15 protein-coding genes are annotated in these 16,829 nt (G+C 55.7%); 9 read left to right on the top strand and 6 right to left on the bottom strand.

Features of this window, described 5'->3' with window-relative positions; translation table 11 throughout:
• Positions 1-311: 311 nt before the first annotated feature.
• The 3 genes from ACP7BS_RS10740 to ACP7BS_RS10750 all read left to right on the top strand — a co-directional run bounded on the left by ACP7BS_RS10740 (position 312) and on the right by ACP7BS_RS10750 (position 4,620).
• The gene (locus tag ACP7BS_RS10740) at positions 312-2,099 is read left to right on the top strand and encodes a peroxidase family protein (RefSeq protein ID WP_426230726.1); all 1,788 of its coding nucleotides are present in this window, start codon (positions 312-314) and stop codon (positions 2,097-2,099) included.
• A 294-nt stretch (positions 2,100-2,393) separates the two neighbouring features.
• Positions 2,394-2,717 carry a hypothetical protein gene (locus ACP7BS_RS10745; protein ID WP_426230727.1) on the top strand — a complete coding sequence of 108 codons (324 nt, stop codon included), beginning with the start codon at positions 2,394-2,396 and terminating at the stop codon, positions 2,715-2,717.
• A gap of 4 nt (positions 2,718-2,721) precedes the next feature.
• Positions 2,722-4,620, top strand: a complete 1,899-nt coding sequence (locus ACP7BS_RS10750) for a M6 family metalloprotease domain-containing protein (RefSeq protein WP_426238019.1) — start codon at positions 2,722-2,724, stop codon at positions 4,618-4,620.
• A gap of 136 nt (positions 4,621-4,756) precedes the next feature.
• Here the strand turns inward: ACP7BS_RS10750 and ACP7BS_RS10755 are convergent, their stop codons facing one another.
• From ACP7BS_RS10755 to ACP7BS_RS10780, 6 genes are read right to left on the bottom strand one after another with little or no spacing between them, the layout of a single operon-like run.
• Positions 4,757-5,845 (bottom strand): Gfo/Idh/MocA family protein, encoded by a 1,089-nt coding sequence (locus ACP7BS_RS10755; protein ID WP_426238021.1) that lies wholly within the window; start codon positions 5,843-5,845, stop codon positions 4,757-4,759.
• Positions 5,842-6,918, bottom strand: a complete 1,077-nt coding sequence (locus ACP7BS_RS10760; protein WP_426238023.1) for a Gfo/Idh/MocA family protein — start codon at positions 6,916-6,918, stop codon at positions 5,842-5,844. Before ACP7BS_RS10760 ends, ACP7BS_RS10755 begins: the two co-directional genes overlap by 4 nt.
• Positions 6,915-7,721 (bottom strand): 3-methyl-2-oxobutanoate hydroxymethyltransferase, encoded by an 807-nt coding sequence (locus ACP7BS_RS10765; protein WP_426238025.1) that lies wholly within the window; start codon positions 7,719-7,721, stop codon positions 6,915-6,917. The genes ACP7BS_RS10760 and ACP7BS_RS10765 overlap by 4 nt, the downstream gene beginning before the upstream one ends.
• Before the next feature lie 9 nt (positions 7,722-7,730).
• Positions 7,731-8,975, bottom strand: a complete 1,245-nt coding sequence (locus tag ACP7BS_RS10770; RefSeq protein ID WP_426238027.1) for an NAD(P)/FAD-dependent oxidoreductase — start codon at positions 8,973-8,975, stop codon at positions 7,731-7,733.
• Positions 8,972-9,292, bottom strand: a complete 321-nt coding sequence (locus ACP7BS_RS10775) for a MocE family 2Fe-2S type ferredoxin (RefSeq protein ID WP_426238029.1) — start codon at positions 9,290-9,292, stop codon at positions 8,972-8,974. Before ACP7BS_RS10775 ends, ACP7BS_RS10770 begins: the two co-directional genes overlap by 4 nt.
• Positions 9,289-10,389, bottom strand: coding sequence for a fatty acid desaturase family protein (locus tag ACP7BS_RS10780; RefSeq protein WP_426230734.1), 1,101 nt, complete (start codon positions 10,387-10,389; stop codon positions 9,289-9,291). Before ACP7BS_RS10780 ends, ACP7BS_RS10775 begins: the two co-directional genes overlap by 4 nt.
• Positions 10,390-10,635: 246 nt before the next feature.
• On the opposite strand from ACP7BS_RS10780, the gene ACP7BS_RS10785 reads away from it, so the two are divergent.
• From ACP7BS_RS10785 to purU, 6 genes are all read left to right on the top strand, one after another.
• On the top strand, positions 10,636-11,661 hold the full coding sequence (locus ACP7BS_RS10785) for a LacI family DNA-binding transcriptional regulator (RefSeq protein WP_426238031.1): 1,026 nt from the start codon (positions 10,636-10,638) through the stop codon (positions 11,659-11,661).
• A 19-nt stretch (positions 11,662-11,680) separates the two neighbouring features.
• On the top strand, positions 11,681-12,739 hold the full coding sequence (locus tag ACP7BS_RS10790) for a hypothetical protein (protein WP_426238033.1): 1,059 nt from the start codon (positions 11,681-11,683) through the stop codon (positions 12,737-12,739).
• Between the two features lie 222 nt (positions 12,740-12,961).
• Positions 12,962-13,906 carry a substrate-binding domain-containing protein gene (locus ACP7BS_RS10795; protein WP_426230737.1) on the top strand — a complete coding sequence of 315 codons (945 nt, stop codon included), beginning with the start codon at positions 12,962-12,964 and terminating at the stop codon, positions 13,904-13,906.
• A 69-nt stretch (positions 13,907-13,975) separates the two neighbouring features.
• On the top strand, positions 13,976-14,962 hold the full coding sequence (locus ACP7BS_RS10800; protein ID WP_426230738.1) for an ABC transporter permease: 987 nt from the start codon (positions 13,976-13,978) through the stop codon (positions 14,960-14,962).
• Positions 14,963-14,965: 3 nt separating this feature from the next.
• Positions 14,966-15,733: an ATP-binding cassette domain-containing protein gene (locus ACP7BS_RS10805; RefSeq protein WP_426238034.1), complete on the top strand. Its 768-nt coding sequence runs from the start codon at positions 14,966-14,968 to the stop codon at positions 15,731-15,733.
• A 163-nt stretch (positions 15,734-15,896) separates the two neighbouring features.
• Complete coding sequence (purU, locus tag ACP7BS_RS10810; RefSeq protein WP_426238036.1) at positions 15,897-16,781, top strand: formyltetrahydrofolate deformylase; 885 nt, start codon at positions 15,897-15,899, stop codon at positions 16,779-16,781.
• The last annotated feature ends 48 nt before the right edge of the window (positions 16,782-16,829 follow it).

Below are 16,829 nucleotides of genomic sequence, written 5' to 3' on the forward strand. Positions count from 1 at the left end.
CTAGCAGCACAAGGGAGTGGAGCGTTTCTTGCCAACAACAGTGCGCTTAACTGTTGAGCCTGCACAAAATCCGTTGCCAAAGGCCTCAGACAATTCGGCGGTCTCTTAAGGGTCCAAAGTCCATCGTGAAAGTTGGTGGAAATACGTCGTTACTGACGTTTGAATTCGGACGCCGTTCCAAGTTCGGGCACATCCATGCATAAATAGTAACTAATTAACCCCCATCAATTGTAGTCAATGCTAATATTCGCTTTTAGCTGCGACCTGTAGTAGTAGGCATTCATTGGCTGAAAAAACGGAGGGTGTTGCTAATGGCAATCGTTTTTCAATCGCATGGTGGTTCCGAAAAAGAAAAGTTAGTTTCGGGTTCCAAACTCCGAGCGGGGCAGCCAGCGACAGGTGATGTTGCTGTCGATGAGGAAGCGGATTTCGGATATTTCGTTCCGCCGCTAGACGCACCGGAAAACTACTTGCCGGAAGCGCCGGTAACCGTAGATGAGCTCGACCAACTCGGCGATCTTATGATCGATGTTGTGGCTGACGAGAACACCCAGGAAGATGCCAGCAAAGACTCTACCTTGCCCCCGGTTTTGACCTACTGGGGTCAATTCCTGGATCACGAGCTTACCGCGCGAACCGACCGCGAGGGTGCAATCACCAGTATCGCGAATGCTCACCCACCTGTGGCATCGTCGGACGTCGAGCGAGACTTTCGAAATGCACGATCGCCTCGTTTCGATCTGGACAGCGTCTACGGAGGTTCACCGGTCGGGGCTGATATCGGTCCCGAAGTCGTCACCGTGATTTCGGGCTTGAGGCATCCGACCCTGAAAAACAAGATGCGGGTCGGCACAGCCATCGGAGATGGTCCTCTGCCAGACGACAGCTTGGACGAACATCGCGACCTACCTCGTTACGGCCAGGTCCAGCAGGCCGTTCGCAACGCGGCTCTTGCGATTGCGCAATCCGCGATGCCCCCAGACGCGTTTCAGAAATTTTCCGATACGCTCTCCCAGCGCGCGATCATCGGGGATAACCGTAATGACGAAAACTTGGTCGTGGCCCAGTTTCACTTGAGCTTTCTGCGATTTCACAACAAGGTCGTGGACTATCTAGCGACCCATAACACAGGATGGCTCCCCGATTTCAACGCCGCCCAGTCTCTAACGAGACTCCACTATCAATGGCTTATTGTGGAAGGCTATTTAAAAGGAGTCTGCGACCCCGCGGTAGTACAGCGAGTACTCGATGACAGGGCTTCCCACTTCTTTAAATTCCGCGCAGAATACGACTCGAGAAAGCAGAATTCCAGATTGGGTAACGCCCTGCCGCTGGAGTTTTCGGTCGCCGCGTATCGCTTCGGCCACACGATGGTGCGGGCGTTGTACGATTACAACAGGAACTTCGGCCGACCGGGTCCACCTATTCTTCCCCATGCCACCCTTAATCTACTTTTTGGCTTCACCGGCGGCGGCGGCAACATCGACCAGGGTAAAAAGCTACCCAAAAATTGGGTGATAGACTGGACGCGTTTCACAGGCGTGTCACCGCACGATGCCGCAGATGGAGAAGCGGCAAGGTTCGCAAGAAAACTCGACACCGAGCTCGCGCCGCCTTTGCGAGTTATGGTGAAAGAGGGCGTCAACGAGCCCGACGTCGAGCTCCAGAAGCTGTTCAAGAGCCTCGCGCGGCGCAACCTGCGGCGTGGATATAACCTCCGCCTCCCGACAGGACAGGCGCTTCACAAACATCTCAAACAGATTGGTGCGGTTCAATCAGGTCCGATCGTAGATGTTTCCACCCTTTTTGCCGCGAAACCACAGCTTCGCGATTTTCTTTCGGGATCACAGTCTGGTTTTCACACTCGGACGCCGCTGTGGTTTTATGTTCTCGCCGAGGCAGAGGCGGCCGGAGGCAACCATTTGGGCGAATTGGGAAGCTGTCTTGTGGCGCTGACCTTTGTTGGCGTTCTGCTCTCTGACCCGGATTCCGCATTGTCACGGGGATTTCATCCAGATCAAAGTCCGCTGAAGATGCCGGACAATTCGCCGATCGACTCCATTGTGAAATGGATGCGATTCGCAGCTGTCATGGAATGAGATCAATACTTGATGCCCTACATTTTTCAGGGGCCCCCTGCGGCACAAGTGAACTGACGTCCGAGGCGCTCTGCGGCGCCTCGGTGATCGTTTCTTTAATGTGCCGGCCCAGAAATACATGCGAGACTGTCTGATAGCTCCTGTTACCATTCTTGCATGAACGGGTGTATCCGGTGGAGAACGGGTCGATAGCTTATGATAGACGCACCCTAGGCGTAGATGAGCGTCTCACGAAGGAGATGATTACTCCGTGGACGCCTTCAATGCCGCGACAACTTTTCGAGGGATGCTCGCATGGTAGGAATATTTGGCGAAAAGGTTTCACTGGGGCAAGCCAATGGCCCCGACGTCGAACTGATTGTTCGCGGCACCGAATTCTATGCCACTTATGAAACACCCGATGGCTTTCCCGCCATATATGACGACGAGCTCGGCTTGTTTTGCTACGCCCGGATCGTGGAAGGCAGTTTTACCACGACAGGCGTTCCCGTGACGTCTCCGCCAACTGACGAGGTGAAACGTCATTCTACTGAAACTGACGAAGTAAGAATGAGAAAAATCGAGGAGCGTACGCAGAAAATGGGCCGGCGGTCGCGTCTGCCGCCAACAGAGGAGTAGTCCATTGACCGCGATATTCGGTGAAGTCCTGACATTCGGCCAATCAAACGGAACCGATATTAGCTTGAGGGTATTTGGTGACGAGCACTACGCCCGCTATGAAGACAAAAACGGGTATTCGACCGTCTATGACGACGGGCTTGGCCTATTCTGCTACGCACGACTTTCCGCAGGGAGCTTTCGGTCGACCGGTATACCGCTGTCCGACCCCGCCCCTGCCGGACTGGTCCGTTACTTGCAGGAATCACAGGGCACGATCGTCGCGCGGGCCGCAGCCCGAAAACATCGTCGATCGGCGATGTCCGGTGGGCACCGTGAAGAAAGGGTTATTCGCACTTTAGGACCGAACCAAGGCCTCCTAGAAGGTCGAGTTCTCTCGATAGGCACAATAAAAGGTCTGACGATCCTGGTAAATTTCGACGACCTCGCAAGTACGGTCACGCGTGCGGATGTCGATGATATGCTGAATGGCGCGAACTATACCCGTAATGGCAACGTATGTTCTGCCAATGAGTATTTCAACCGCGTGTCGTCCGGAAAACTTGACTACACCAATATCGTAGTTGGTCCTTACACACTCAGTAGGAACCGAGAGTTCTACGTTAACAATCTATTGGTCGAGGAGGCACTTCAGCTCGCCGTCGCGGACGGCGTCGATCTTAAACAATTCGATTCCCGCAACGAAAATGTCGTTGATGCCCTCAACATCATGTACGCCGGGCAAACGCAATATCGAGGGGAACTCTGGCCGCATAACTGGAATATCGATTTGCGATTTGGCACGATGCGGACGGATCTTTACCTCCTAACCAGCCTCGGTCGTACGCCAACTGATCTGACGATCGGCACATTTTGCCATGAAAACGGGCACCTGCTGTGCCGCTTCCCGGACATGTATGACTACGGGGAACGCGACAACGACAGTGTCAAAAGCGCCGGGATCGGCAGCTATTGTCTCATGGGAGCTGGAAATCACAATGACAATGGCCGCAGCCCATCACCTGTCTGCGCCTATCTGCGCGACTTAGCTGGGTGGTGCGACGAAGAAATCGACTTGAACAGAGCCGCTGCTTACGAAGCCCGTCACGGCGACTACAAGACCGTAATGAAATATCAGACTTCCAAAACCAACGAATACTTTCTAATCGAAAATAGGTCCAGGATCGGGCTCGACAGAGGTCTGCCGGCGAGCGGGCTTGCGGTCTATCATTGCGATATTCTGGGTTCTAATGAGTTGCAGCAGGGCACGGCTACAAAACACTACCAGTGTGCGTTGCTTCAGGCAGACGGACGCCGAGATCTCGAGCTCGATGCGAACCGCGGTGATGGCGAGGACCTTTACGGCGCCATCGAGGGCATCGTTCTCTCTGCCGCGTCTTCGCCAAATTCGAGGGAATGGGACGGGCGCGATTCTGGGCTGGTGATATCGGATATTTCCGCTCCGGCCGAAATCACCACGTTCAAGGTCGGCACACCGACGGCAAATTTGGTCGCTTCTGGGCGGGCAGAACCAATGGCGTCTATTCCCGACAGCGAAACCGCGGGTATTTCGAGCACTATCTCCATAACAGAGTCAGGTATCGTGGCCGAAATCAAGGTGACGGTCGACATAGAACATTCATACATCGGCGATCTCAGAGTGGTTTTGATGTCGCCTGCGGGCCGGAGTACCGTCCTTCATCCTCAACTTGGCGGATCCACCGACAATCTGGTCGCAATTTATGATTCGACTTTGCCTGGCGAGCTGGGTGCCATAGTGGGCCAACCCATGATGGGAAACTGGACGTTGAACGTCTCGGACAGATCCAAACGCGATACGGGTAAATTGCGGATCTGGAGCGTGGAGCTCAGAACGAATGGCGCTCTCTCTGAACTAGTCGCGAGCGTTCCGCCTCCGCAGTGACAAGCGTGCCATTGATGGACTTCCTGCACCAGCGACGCGCGAGGGAGAGACCGATGCCATTCCAGGCGTTCCACACACGGACCCAAAGCGCGACAATGCTCAATAAATATCGAGACGTCTGGCTGCGTCAGTAAAATTAGAAGATGTGAACGATGTTTCCTTCAACGGCCGATCTTACCGCGGCCGTCGTCAGAGCAATACTCGCGAGGTTGTCACGCGCGTTGTGTAGCGGTGCCCGGTCATCCTCGATCGCACACATCAGCTCCCCCATCGCTCCACGGAAACCGTCATTGAACCAAGTGCCCACGAGTTCAGGCCGCGCCACGCCGCGCTCTGTCCAGAGTTCAACCGACTGTGTGCCCAAGCTTGGACCGGTGCTGACGAGACTGCCTTTCGTTCCGCAGATGTAGGTGCAGTCCAGCGGCCCATACTTGGTAGCCCCGTTGAACACGAACGACGCCTGGCCCCCCTCAAATTGGACCAGCGCTTGGGCCAGAAGCGGCGGGGCGACGTCCTGATCGACAGCGCGTGCGTTGGTCGCCACCACCGAGGATGCTCGATCGCCGATGAGGCTGACCAGGAAGTCGAACCAATGGATCGCGAAATCCTGAAACACCAGGTGATGGTTAGTTTCAAACGTCGTGCCCTTAATCCACCCATGGTTCCAGTGGATGCCAACATGGCACGATACAATTTGACCAATGAGGCCGCTTTTAACCGCTTCACGCATGTAGCTAAGATGCGGTGCCCAGCGGCCGTTCTGGTTCACAGCAAGCTTGAGGCTGCGTTTTTCGGCAAGCTCGACGAGCCTTAGTCCTGAGTCAAGCTTAAGGACGAAAGGCTTTTGCGATAAGACGTGCTTTCCTGACTGGAGTGCACGTTCGATCATCGCATAGCGCGCTTCGGGATGCGTTGTGATGTCCACGATTTCGATATCGTCACGATTGAGGACAGCCTCGAAGTCAGAAGAAGTTTCTGCTTGGGGAAAAAATGCGTTTCTGCGTTCCTCGGCTTTTGCAAGGGTGCGATTGCAGATTACCCTCACATCGTAACCGGCGTCCCGGTATGCATCTAGGTGTGCAGACGAAATTCCGCCCGCTCCGATCACGGCAATGCCAGGAGAATAGGATCTGCTGCGCGGCGGAAGATAATTGAGGACCGGCGCATCAACCAAACGCGCGTTCGCAGACTTTAGGGCGTAGTCGCTGTCGGTCGGCCCGCTCATGACAGTAGTCCTACTGTTCGCTTTTCTCTCGCCGATAATACGGCGCTGTCAATGATCTGCTGTCCGATGCGTGAGATTGCCGGATCAAGCGGTCCCACTATCGGGTTTCCGGTTTCCATACACCTGATGACATACTCAACAGCAGATCGGTGTCCATCCTGAAGGACGTCAGCCTCGACGCGCGTTGGCGTAAGTCGTTGTCGGGTCTGGACAGTCACATGCTGTTCGTAGTCAAAACTGGAGATGGTGCCTTCGGAACCGACGATGACGAAACCGCATTTCGGTTGAGGCTGCTGGGTCCAAGGATCTGTAAACGTTCCCCACCGGGTCTCGAACTTCGAAAGACCACTTTGGTAACGGCAGATCGTGATGGAATGCTCATCGACTTCTAAGCCCGCCGGCTGGTCCACGACACATGTCACCTCCACAGGCTTCTCGCCGTTCATGAACCATGTGCCAAGAGTGGTGCCATAACCCAGATAGTCACGAAGACTGCCGCCGCCCGATTCGTGCTTATACCACCATGAGCTCGGCTTTGCAGCTTCGACCTCCTTTTGACTAACTTCCGCCTTATCAGCCAAGTGATATAAAGGACCACGGTTCCCGTCGTAAAAATGGACCTCAATGACCTCGCCGATCGCACCGTCGTCGATCAACCGCTTTGCAGTGACATGGCATGGATACCAGGCGAGAGGCCAGTTTACCGCGAGAAGTTTCCCGCTGTCTTCCACGGCCCTAGTCATCCGGTCTGAGTCAGCGATTGAGGCGGCGAATGGCTTCTCGACGAGCACATGCACCCGGTACTTCGCCAGTTGCTCGACATAGTCGGCGTGATCCGCCGTCGCCGCGCAGAGGATGACCAGGTCAGGTTTTGTCTGTTCCACACACCTATCGACATCATGAAAGACTTTGTTCGTGCCGAGATTAAAGGACGCGATGGCCGACTGCATGCGTTCTGGCGATTTATCGCAAACCCCGACGATTTCGGCTTCGGGATGTTGGTAAACCTCGCGCAGCAAATCCCCCATATGCATGTGATCGAAATTGATACCTGCAACGCGCCAGTTTCTCATCCTGCGACACCCTCAAGCTCGGTCAGAAAAAGCCTAAGTTCTTCCGGTTCTATTACAACGAGGTGGTTGTCAGCGGGGAAAGCACCACTTGCGACATCCGCTGCATATTCGCAAAATGCGGATACACGTTCGGCTTGTAGGCGGCGGTACTCCGTTGAAAAGTTCCGATACACTTTTGAGTGCCGTGGATAGTGACCGTCGTGGCAGCCAAGAACGTCCGTGGCAAACAGGTACTGGGCATCGCAGCCCGCCCCGGCACCCATTGAAATCATGAGCAACGTTGTCTTCTCTGAAATAGCGGCGGCGACCTGAGGAGGAACGACTTCGATCTCGGCGGCGAATGCCCCCGCGTCTTCCAACGCCTTGGTCATTCGCCAGATATCCAACGCCGAATACGCAGTCTTGCCAACTGCCTTGAACCCGCCGGTCCAGGTCCGGCGGGACGGAATGAGGCCGACGTGGCCGACAACAGGTATGCCCTCGTCGCGCAGACGCCGGACGATACCAAGGCTGGCTCCGCAGTAGACGGCGTTCGCACCCGCCTTGAGCAGCCGGAACGCCACTCGGAGGTAATCCTCCTCAGTAATGTAAGCGCCGGGTTCCAGGCCCCCGACGACGAACGGTCGCGGACAGGCATCCCGAAACCCCGGATGCTGCAAAAGTTCAGGCGGCACGGAAAGCATGTCGATGTCGGCAACGCCGGCGGCCGCGGCCTCCTCAAGCGTCTCAACGCGAAGCTTCGTGAGTTGCCGTTTGCCCTTCAGAGAGAGCAAGTCGGCGACAGTGGGCTGGGTCGATTTCATCCTATAATCCTAAGCAGCGAGTAGAGTTTTCAGGCGGTAGCCTGGTTCGGCCAACAACCGCGGGTCAGGCCGAGCGCTCTGAACGATAAGCATTTCCGCGACGCGAATATCTTTCGCGATTAAATTTAGCTGTCCAACCGCGCTTGCCGCCACCAGTCTACCTTCTCCATCGAGATGAAAATTGAGCAAAGAGTCCGGGCTGAGCCAGCGCTCGATAGTGGTGGCTGCTGTTTGCGGGAGGCCCACCACCTGTAGGCAAAGTTCGAACTGATCCGACCAGAACCATGGCAACGTCTCCTGCCTTACGTCTTCGCCTAGTATGTTGCGTGCAGCCCTTTCGCCTTGATCAAGAGCGCTGCGCCAGGATTCGAGGCGCAAACGAACCCCGTCAAGCAGGGGATGAATCGTCGACGCGCAGTCTCCGGCGGCATAGATGTCAGGATCTGACGTCTGTAAAAACTCATTTGTCGAAATGCCGTTGTCAACTACGAGTCCGGCAGCCTTCGCTAGCGCAACGTTTGGGAGCGCGCCAATTCCTGCGATGACGACGTCGGCATCCAGTGTCAAATCGGCGGTGGTTGAGACTAAAAGCCCGTCAGTTCGATCTTCAATCGACTTTACTCCGGTCCCGAAGATAAACCTCACCCCCTCAGCTCGGTGTCTTGCCTCGACGATGCCTGCGATTGATATAGGTGCACACCGGGACAGAACCTTGTCATTGCGCTCGATGAGGGTGACAGAACATCCCAATATCGTCGCGCTTGCGGCAAGCTCAAGTCCAATCAGCCCCCTGCCGATGATGACAACCTTTTTCCCAGGATGCAGCCGGGTTCTGATATTCTCGGCGTCCGCGCTTGTGCGGAGGCACAACGCCAATTCACCACCAGGTACAGACGGACGCCGCGCCGAGGCGCCCGTCGCGAGCAGCAGGCGATCGTAGAAAATATGTCGGCCATCTGCCAAAGACAGACTGTGGGCCGCCCTGTCGAGCGACTCGACCTTTACGCTGACGAGATGCTCTATCTTCAGCGGCCCGAATTTCGTTGAGTCCGCATTGCCAAAAGTCGAGGTCTCGTCCTTCTTTGTTAGGAATCCTTTGGAAAGCTGGGGCCGCTCGTAAGGGGGCAACGTTTCCTCTCCGACGACGGTAATCTTTCCTTTCCATCCGCGTTCACGAAGCGCCACGGCGGCTCGTCCGCCACACTCGCCCGCACCAACAATGATGATTTGTCCCGTTGCAGTTTCGTTTGTCATGCGTCGATCTGCACATAAACGCGGTCATCTTCGACCTTCACCGGAAACGTGCGCAGATCGACACACACGGGCGCGCCCTTGGCCTTGCCGGACGTAAAGTCGAAACGCCCATTGTGTTTCGGGCATTCGATGATTGTACCCATCACGAGGCCACCCGATAGGTGCACGGCTTCATGGGTGCAGAGCCCGGCAGTGGCGAAGTATCGGTCGTCCTCGGTCCGATAGATCGCAAACGTTAGGCCTTCATGATCGAACCGAATAACATCTTCGTTTTCAATATCGCCTGCAGCACAGGCATCGATCCAGTTTCCGATCATGACGCCCTCCCCGTGTTCCGTTCTGCGATCTTGATAATTGAGCCGTGGTTGTAAGGCGCGGCTGTTGTGCCGCCAGGGAGCCTGCGCACCACGAAATAGGACGGGTCTCGCATCTGCTTCAACACAGTCGGAATGATCTCGCGATAGGCCGCCAGTGTGCTCGGATAGGGCGGCGGGCAGTCGTCCTTTATGAGAGCATGAAGACGGGGCAACGCATGGTATGGCACCATCGGGAACATGTGGTGCTCGATATGATAATTCATGTTCCAGTAGAGAAAGCGAAAGATCGGGTTCATGTAGACGGTACGGGTGTTCAAGCGGTGATCGAGCACATCTTCTGCAAGCCCCGTATGCTGGGTTAGTCCGAAGAAGATCGCCATGAATCCTCCGTAGAGGGTCGGCAGCCCAATCAGCATCGCCGGCAGGATGGTCTGCAGCTGAAAACACGCTACCGCGACGATCGCAAAGATGAGCAGGTAAATCCGCGCAACGAGGTACACCTTACGACCCTCCATCTCCGGAATAAAAGTCTCCTCTTCCTTTGTCAGCCGCCCACTTGCGTGTCGAACAAGGCCCTTCAGAGTGTGACAAGTGCTCTTCAACGCGAAGATGTTAAGGATGAGCCCTATTCCATCGGGCGGACGGGGCACCGCAATCTCCGGATCCCGCCCCACAATAATTGTGTCTGTGTGGTGCCGCGTATGGCTCCAGCGCCATACCGTCGGTTCCCGCAGAATCATGAAACTGGCGACGTGATAAAGGATATCGTTCATCCACCGCGTCTTGAACGCGGTACCATGGCCTGTCTCGTGCCATCGGCTGTCGCTTGATGAGCCGTAGAGAACGCCGTAGACGACGAAAAACGGCACGGCCCACCACGTAGCCCAAAAAAACACGCCGCCTGCCGCTGACAAAACAAGACATGAGACCCAGAGGGCGGTATCTCGCAACGCCGGGCCGTCGCTTCTTTTCATCAGTTCCTTCAGTTCCTTTCGAGGGATGGAACATGAATACCATTCTGCAGCCGCGAAACCGTTTACTTCGGCCAATTGCGCGTCTCGTCCGATCAGGCTGTAGTCTCTTGCAGTTGCTGGCATATCGAATCCTATAGTGATCTCTTACCCGATCGTCGCTTGGAAATTGAGAAAAATACATCATTTTGATGCTTCAATTTGAGGGTAATAGGATTATTACGACAATGTCAACCGAATTTCGGGCAGGTGACTTACCGGTGCACCTCATCAGGCTCAAAAACTCATCGATAGAACTCAAATTGAGGTTTCATCGTTGACCCAGAGGTTAGTGGCGCCTAAGTTGCCTGGTGAAAAAAGCGCAGACGAGGGATGAAAGTGATGAAGGCAAGACCGAAGGTGGACGAAATTGCGCGGCTCGCCCGCGTCTCGAAGGCGACGGTGGACCGCGTCCTCAACAACAGGCCTGGCGTCCAGGAGCACACGCGTGCGCATGTCGCATCCATCGTCGCTTCGCTGGCAGACGACCAGGTCGAAGCGTCAGACTCCGGCAAAATCCCCCTGGATTTCATTCTTCCGGGTGGCACAAACCCTTTCATCGCAGATCTTGTGCGACACCTTGAACGCCAGGCTGCCATGCGTTCGGACGTCGACGTTGCGATCCATAGATTGAACGGGATCGAGCCGGAGGAGGTCGCGGAAAAACTGGGAAGTTTGAGGCGGTCCTGTCAGGGTGTTGGTCTCATCGGCCTGGACAGTCCGGCCGTACGCGAAGCCGTGCGCCAGTGTATTGGCGCAGGGATATCAGTTCTAACTCTGGTCTCCGATATCAGCCATGTTGGTCGCGTCAGCTATGTCGGAATCGACAACCGGGCCGCCGGACGTCTTGCAGGTTACCTCATCGGCCGCTTCATGCCGGGGTCAAAGGGAAAAATTGCGCTGATCGCGGGAGCGCTGGCCTATCGCGGCCACGAGGAACGGGAGATGGGGTTCAGGCACGTACTGGATGAGCGGTTCCCCTTGCTCGAGATTATTGCGGTCCGCGAAGTTCGGGAGAATGCGGATAAAGCCTACACAGAAGTCCAGATGCTCTTGAAGGAACAGCCTGAGCTCGTTGGTGTGTACTGTATCGGTGCTGGCCACGAAGGTATCGTGCGCGCCCTCAAGGAAGCGGGTCGGGAAAAGTCTGTCGTGTTCATTGGGCACGATCTTACCGACGATACCCGCCAGTATCTCCTTAGTGGCGTCATGGACGCTGTTATCGATCAAAACGCTGGGGTCGAAGCCCGTGAGGCGATCGACCGCCTCGTGCGTTCCACGCGAGGGGAAACGCCGGTCTCCGCGGCGACGATCCGCATCCAGTCCGTTTTCAGCGAGAACATTCCAGCCGACGCGTGAAATCCTAGAGAGGCAGAGTATGGATATAATAGAAACCGACGTCGTCCGTGTCGTTTTCGATCGGGAAGGCGGCGTCATCGACGAAGTCATTTTCAAACATGGCGGCAGACAGATCAGCCCCCTTCACAAGGCACCTTGGGTCCGAGATAACGAACAGTTGGATACTGGCATCCCGCTCATCGAGCGCAAGCTCGCTGGCGACTTCTTCTGCGCGCCCTTTGCATTGCCCTCGTCGGAAGTTCCGCTTCACGGCTGGACCGCAAACGGGGACTGGGTTGCGTCGCCTGGTGCTCAGCAAGCTGGCGTGGGTCTCTACAGTTTGCGCCAGAACGTTCAAGGAGGGCTAGCCACGAAAGAGATAAGGCTGCACCCCGGTCACCCCGTCGTGTACCAGACACACACGATCACGGGAGGAACGGGGAACATCCCGATTGCCCATCACGCGATGCTCCATGTTCCTGGCGGTGCAAACCTTAGCTTCTCGGACAAGACGTTCGGCAGTACGGGCCCTTCGTCCCCTGAACCGGATCCCTTCCGAGGCCGTTCAGTTTTGGCGTATCCGCAAACGTTCGACTCTTTGTCGTCGATAGCAAAGTCAGATGGAAGTGTGGCAAACGCATCCCATTATCCCTTCGAAACAGGGCATGAAGACGTCGTCGTGCTGACGGAAAAGCAAGGCGCATCATTCGGATGGTCGGCGGCACTTGCCGCCAAGGACGGTTTCATTTTCTTCTCGGTCAAGGACGCCCTTGTCCTTCCGCATACCGTATTATGGATGAGCAATGGTGGCCGTGCCTATCCACCGTGGTCCGGACGGCATAAGGCTGTGCTTGGAATCGAAGAAGCAGCGATCAGTTTCCATCTTCCAGACGCGCGCACGAGTGACGTAAACGTGGCGCTGGGCCTTGATCTCGCCCCCGGCCGCACCACGAAGATCCGCTACGCTTTTGGAGCAATCGAAGTACCGAGTGGATGGACACGCGTGTCAGAAATCTCACTTGCCGATGGCGTATTGATCATAAGCGACGAGGCCGGGGGAAGATGCACGATACCGTTTGATTGTCGATTCCTCGGCTAAGATCGAAACAGAACCTTATTTTGAGGAGTAGCTCCTCAGGTGCCCCTTCCGCGGTTGAGGAATACGGCACCGTTACGGAAATCCACTTGACACCGGCGCAAACCTGTCGTTAGCTGCAAAACATCAAAATGATGTTTAAAAGAAATCATTTTGATGTTGGCTCAGGAGGCCAACTCAAGAGGGTGCCCGTTGTACTAGCGGGCCATGGGAGGAGAATTTCACATGTTCAAGAAAGCAATTGCGTTGCTGTCAGCTGCGGTCCTCGCGGCTAGTGCAGGTTTCGTCTCGACCGCCCACGCTGAAGGCAAAACCTATTATTGGGTATCTCACGGCTCACCGGCGGATCCAGTCTGGACCTACTTCCTTGCAGGCGCAAAACAATGGGCTGCGGATACGGGCAATACCGTCAACACATCTTTTCAGAACGGCGACGTGCCCGCCCATCAGGAAGCGATCCGGGCAGCCATTTCGGCAGGTGCGGCTGGCATTGCGACGACCAGCCCTGATCCAGGATCCCTGGTCGAAGTGGTCAAGGAAGCCAATGCCAAGGGTATTCCGATCATCAACTTCAACACACCTGACCCGCAGGCAAATTTCGATGCCTACGTTGGCGGCGACAACAAGACGTTCGGGAAAAACTGGGCGCAGTATCTGGTTGACAAAAAGCTGGTAAAATCAGGCGACTTCGTCTGGATGCCGGTGGAAGTTCCCGGTGCAACGTATGGCGTGCAAGAAGAAGAAGGCATCGCGAGCGTCTTCAAGCCCCTGAACATTACGTGGGAAGTGACCGACGCTACTTTGGACCAGGCTGAAATCATCACACGCATGTCCGACTACCTCACGGCCAACCGTTCCAAGATCAAGGCGATCATTGGCTTGGGTGACCTCGTGAACGGCAGCATCAAGCGCGTGTTCGACCAGGTCGGCGTAAAAGCGGGCGAAATCCCCGTGATTGGTTGGGGCAATTCCACCGACACGACTCAGGAAGTTCTGAACGGCTACGTCAATGCCGCGCAGTGGCAGGATCCGCAGGCGACCAGCTACATGGCTCTTTCCATGGCCGCTATGGCCGCCAGCAAGATCCCCCCAGGCTTCAACATCATCACCGGGGCTCTCTACGAAAAGGACACAGCCGAATTCTACGACAAGATTCTCTCGGCCAAGTAACCTCTTCCAACTCAGACTGGCTGCGTCACCCGGTTTATTCCGGGTGACCCACCCCAACCGGTGAACATCATGCAACAACGTACTTTTTTGCAAAGCTTCGTCTCGAAGCCGGAATTCGGTCCGCTCGTCCTGTTGGCTCTAGAGCTTGTGATCTTCTGGTCCTTCAACTCAGATTTTCTTTCGCTTCCGAATATCAGCAATACCCTCTCCTTCACGGTTGAGCTCGGCTTGATTGCGCTAGCAATGACCTTGCTGATGACTGCCGGGGAATTCGACCTGTCAGTTGGATCCGTATTCGGATTTTCAGCCGTCTTGATGTGGACCCTTTTCAACAGCGAAGTGATGCCGCTCGGCGTCGCCTTTCTGGTCGCGATCGCATTCAGCCTGTTCATTGGCTTCATCAACGGTTGGTTCGTCACCAAGCTCAATATCCCATCCTTTCTTGTCACACTCGGCATGCTCCTGGTCGTCCGGGGTACCGCCCTCTATGTCACCGATGGCTTTCCACAACGGACATGGACGGCCGAAGGCAACTGGTTTGCCGATGTGTTGGCAGGAAGCTTTTTCATTGGCAGCTTCCGGATGTATATGTCGGTTATCTGGTTTGCGCTGGCCGCATTTGTCGCGCACTACATTCTGACCAAATCGAAAGCTGGCAATTGGATACAGGCATCAGGCGGCAATCCGAGCGCAGCCCGCGCACGCGGCGTGAATGTGAGTCGGACAAAGATCTATCTGTTCATGGCGTCTTCGGCGATGGCGTCGCTGGCAGGAATTATAAGTTCCATTCGCACCTCGGCGGCGAATCCCAATAGCGGAACGGGTTACGAACTCGAGGTTATTGCGATGGTCGTGATCGGCGGAACAGTGCTGACAGGCGGCCGCGGCACAATCATCGGAACAGTTCTCGGTATATTCATCCTGCGTGTGATGCGAAACGGCATCGTCATGGTCGGTGTACCGGGCCTGGCCTACAATATCTTCATCGGGGCGATCATTCTGGGAATGATGGCGCTGCACTCGTGGCTCGAACGCCGACACAACGCAGGAGTATAGAGGATGGCCGAAGATCTCATCCGCATGGAGAAAATCAACAAGTTTTACGGTCGGATTCATGCCCTGCGCGACGTCAGTCTGACGGTTAAGACGCACGAAGTTGTTGGTCTGCTGGGCGACAACGGTGCAGGCAAATCCACCCTGATCAAAGTTCTTTCCGGAGCCGTACCGCTGACAAGCGGCGACATCCTGATCAAGGGCCGCAAGGTGGAGCTCAAAAGCACGGCAGATGCCATCGCGAACGGTATCGAGACGATTTTCCAGGACTCTGCTCTGGTGCCGCAGCTTTCCATCGCCCGTAATCTTTTCCTAGGACGTGAACCCGTCACGGGCAACGGGTTTCTAGACAGGCTCGATCAGGAAGCGATGAACGCCTCGGCACGCGAGCTATTAAAGCGGGTTGGCATCACGAAAGACATCCCGCCTGAGACGGCGATCTCGTCCCTGTCTGGCGGCGAGCGGCAGGCGGTCGCAATCGCACGCGCCATGCAATTTGACAGCGATCTCATCATCCTTGATGAGCCGACAAACAACCTTGGGGTCGCAGAAACACAAGGTGTACTGCGATTTGTGCGGGAAGCCCGGGATACAGGCCACTCTTGCATCTTCATCGCTCACAACATCCACCACGTGTTCCAGGTCGTCGACCGCATAATCGTTATGCGGGGGGGCAAGGTCGTGGCAGACGATATTGATCCGAAAAAGACCACGATTGATGAAGTGGAGCGGATCATCACGGGCGAAGAAATGCTCAATGCCATCACGGCATAACCGCCTGATTTTAAGCTAGCTGCGATCGTCCTTCAAGGATCACTATGATACCGCGCAGTCCCTGCAGCGAATTGGCTGCTGGGACTGCGGTCCATTAAACCGTGTCAGACCCTGATACCTCCGAACCGAACAGCTCCTCTTCATCATGCGAATGTGAAATCACATGACCAACTTCGTACTCACCGTATCGTGCAAATCCACCCGTGGCATCGTCGCGGTAATCACCGGGTATCTGGCCGACGAGGGTTGTTACATCACCGACAGCTCGCAGTTCGACGATATGGAGACCGGCCTGTTCTTCATGCGCCTTACCTTCATCAGCCAGGAAGGTGCCACGCTCGACAAGGTGAAGGCCGGCTTCGAGGCGGTAAAGACCCGCTTTGGCATGGAGGCCGATATTCTCGACAGCGACCATCGAATGAAGGTGCTTTTGATGGTGTCGCGCTTCGGTCATTGCCTGAACGACCTGCTCTACCGCTGGAAGATCGGCGCCCTGCCGATCGAGATTGTCGGCGTCGTCTCCAACCATTTCGAATACCAGAAGGTGGTCGTCAACCACGACATCCCGTTCCACCATATCCCGGTGACCAAGGCCAACAAGCCGCAGGCCGAAGCCCGGATCATGGACGTGGTCGAGCAGACCGGCACCGAGCTGATCGTGCTCGCCCGCTACATGCAGATCCTGTCGGACCAGATGTGCCAGAAGATGTCGGGCAAGATCATCAACATCCACCACTCGTTCCTGCCGTCGTTCAAGGGTGCCAACCCGTACAAGCAGGCCTATGAGCGCGGTGTAAAGCTGATCGGCGCGACGGCGCATTATGTCACTGCCGATCTCGACGAAGGTCCGATCATCGAGCAAGATATCGCCCGCATTACCCATGCCCAGTCGGCCGAGGATTATGTCTCGATCGGCCGCGACGTGGAAAGTCAGGTGCTGGCGCGCGCCGTGCACGCCCATATCCACCACCGCACCTTTATCAACGGTAACCGCACCGTGGTCTTCCCGGCAAGCCCAGGAAGCTATGCGTCGGAACGCATGGGCTAAGTACAAGTTCACGTAACGAGTAGCAATGGTGACGCGAGTCCGGGATAA

The sequence above is a fragment of the Pararhizobium sp. DWP1-1-3 genome (assembly GCF_049896125.1).
Classification (GTDB): Bacteria; Pseudomonadota; Alphaproteobacteria; order Rhizobiales; family Rhizobiaceae; genus Pararhizobium.

What these genes read in the sequence shown, in the direction of transcription:
- ACP7BS_RS10740 (WP_426230726.1), top strand. Translation starts at nt 312, where the DNA reads ATGGCAATCGTTTTTCAATCGCATGGTGGTTCCGAAAAAGAAAAGTTA.
- ACP7BS_RS10745 (WP_426230727.1), top strand. Translation starts at nt 2,394, where the DNA reads ATGGTAGGAATATTTGGCGAAAAGGTTTCACTGGGGCAAGCCAATGGC.
- ACP7BS_RS10755 (WP_426238021.1), bottom strand. Translation starts at nt 5,845, where the DNA reads ATGAGCGGGCCGACCGACAGCGACTACGCCCTAAAGTCTGCGAACGCG.
- ACP7BS_RS10760 (WP_426238023.1), bottom strand. Translation starts at nt 6,918, where the DNA reads ATGAGAAACTGGCGCGTTGCAGGTATCAATTTCGATCACATGCATATG.
- ACP7BS_RS10765 (WP_426238025.1), bottom strand. Translation starts at nt 7,721, where the DNA reads ATGAAATCGACCCAGCCCACTGTCGCCGACTTGCTCTCTCTGAAGGGC.
- ACP7BS_RS10770 (WP_426238027.1), bottom strand. Translation starts at nt 8,975, where the DNA reads ATGACAAACGAAACTGCAACGGGACAAATCATCATTGTTGGTGCGGGC.
- ACP7BS_RS10775 (WP_426238029.1), bottom strand. Translation starts at nt 9,292, where the DNA reads ATGATCGGAAACTGGATCGATGCCTGTGCTGCAGGCGATATTGAAAAC.
- ACP7BS_RS10780 (WP_426230734.1), bottom strand. Translation starts at nt 10,389, where the DNA reads ATGCCAGCAACTGCAAGAGACTACAGCCTGATCGGACGAGACGCGCAA.
- ACP7BS_RS10785 (WP_426238031.1), top strand. Translation starts at nt 10,636, where the DNA reads ATGAAAGTGATGAAGGCAAGACCGAAGGTGGACGAAATTGCGCGGCTC.
- ACP7BS_RS10790 (WP_426238033.1), top strand. Translation starts at nt 11,681, where the DNA reads ATGGATATAATAGAAACCGACGTCGTCCGTGTCGTTTTCGATCGGGAA.
- ACP7BS_RS10795 (WP_426230737.1), top strand. Translation starts at nt 12,962, where the DNA reads ATGTTCAAGAAAGCAATTGCGTTGCTGTCAGCTGCGGTCCTCGCGGCT.
- ACP7BS_RS10800 (WP_426230738.1), top strand. Translation starts at nt 13,976, where the DNA reads ATGCAACAACGTACTTTTTTGCAAAGCTTCGTCTCGAAGCCGGAATTC.
- ACP7BS_RS10805 (WP_426238034.1), top strand. Translation starts at nt 14,966, where the DNA reads ATGGCCGAAGATCTCATCCGCATGGAGAAAATCAACAAGTTTTACGGT.
- purU (WP_426238036.1), top strand. Translation starts at nt 15,897, where the DNA reads ATGACCAACTTCGTACTCACCGTATCGTGCAAATCCACCCGTGGCATC.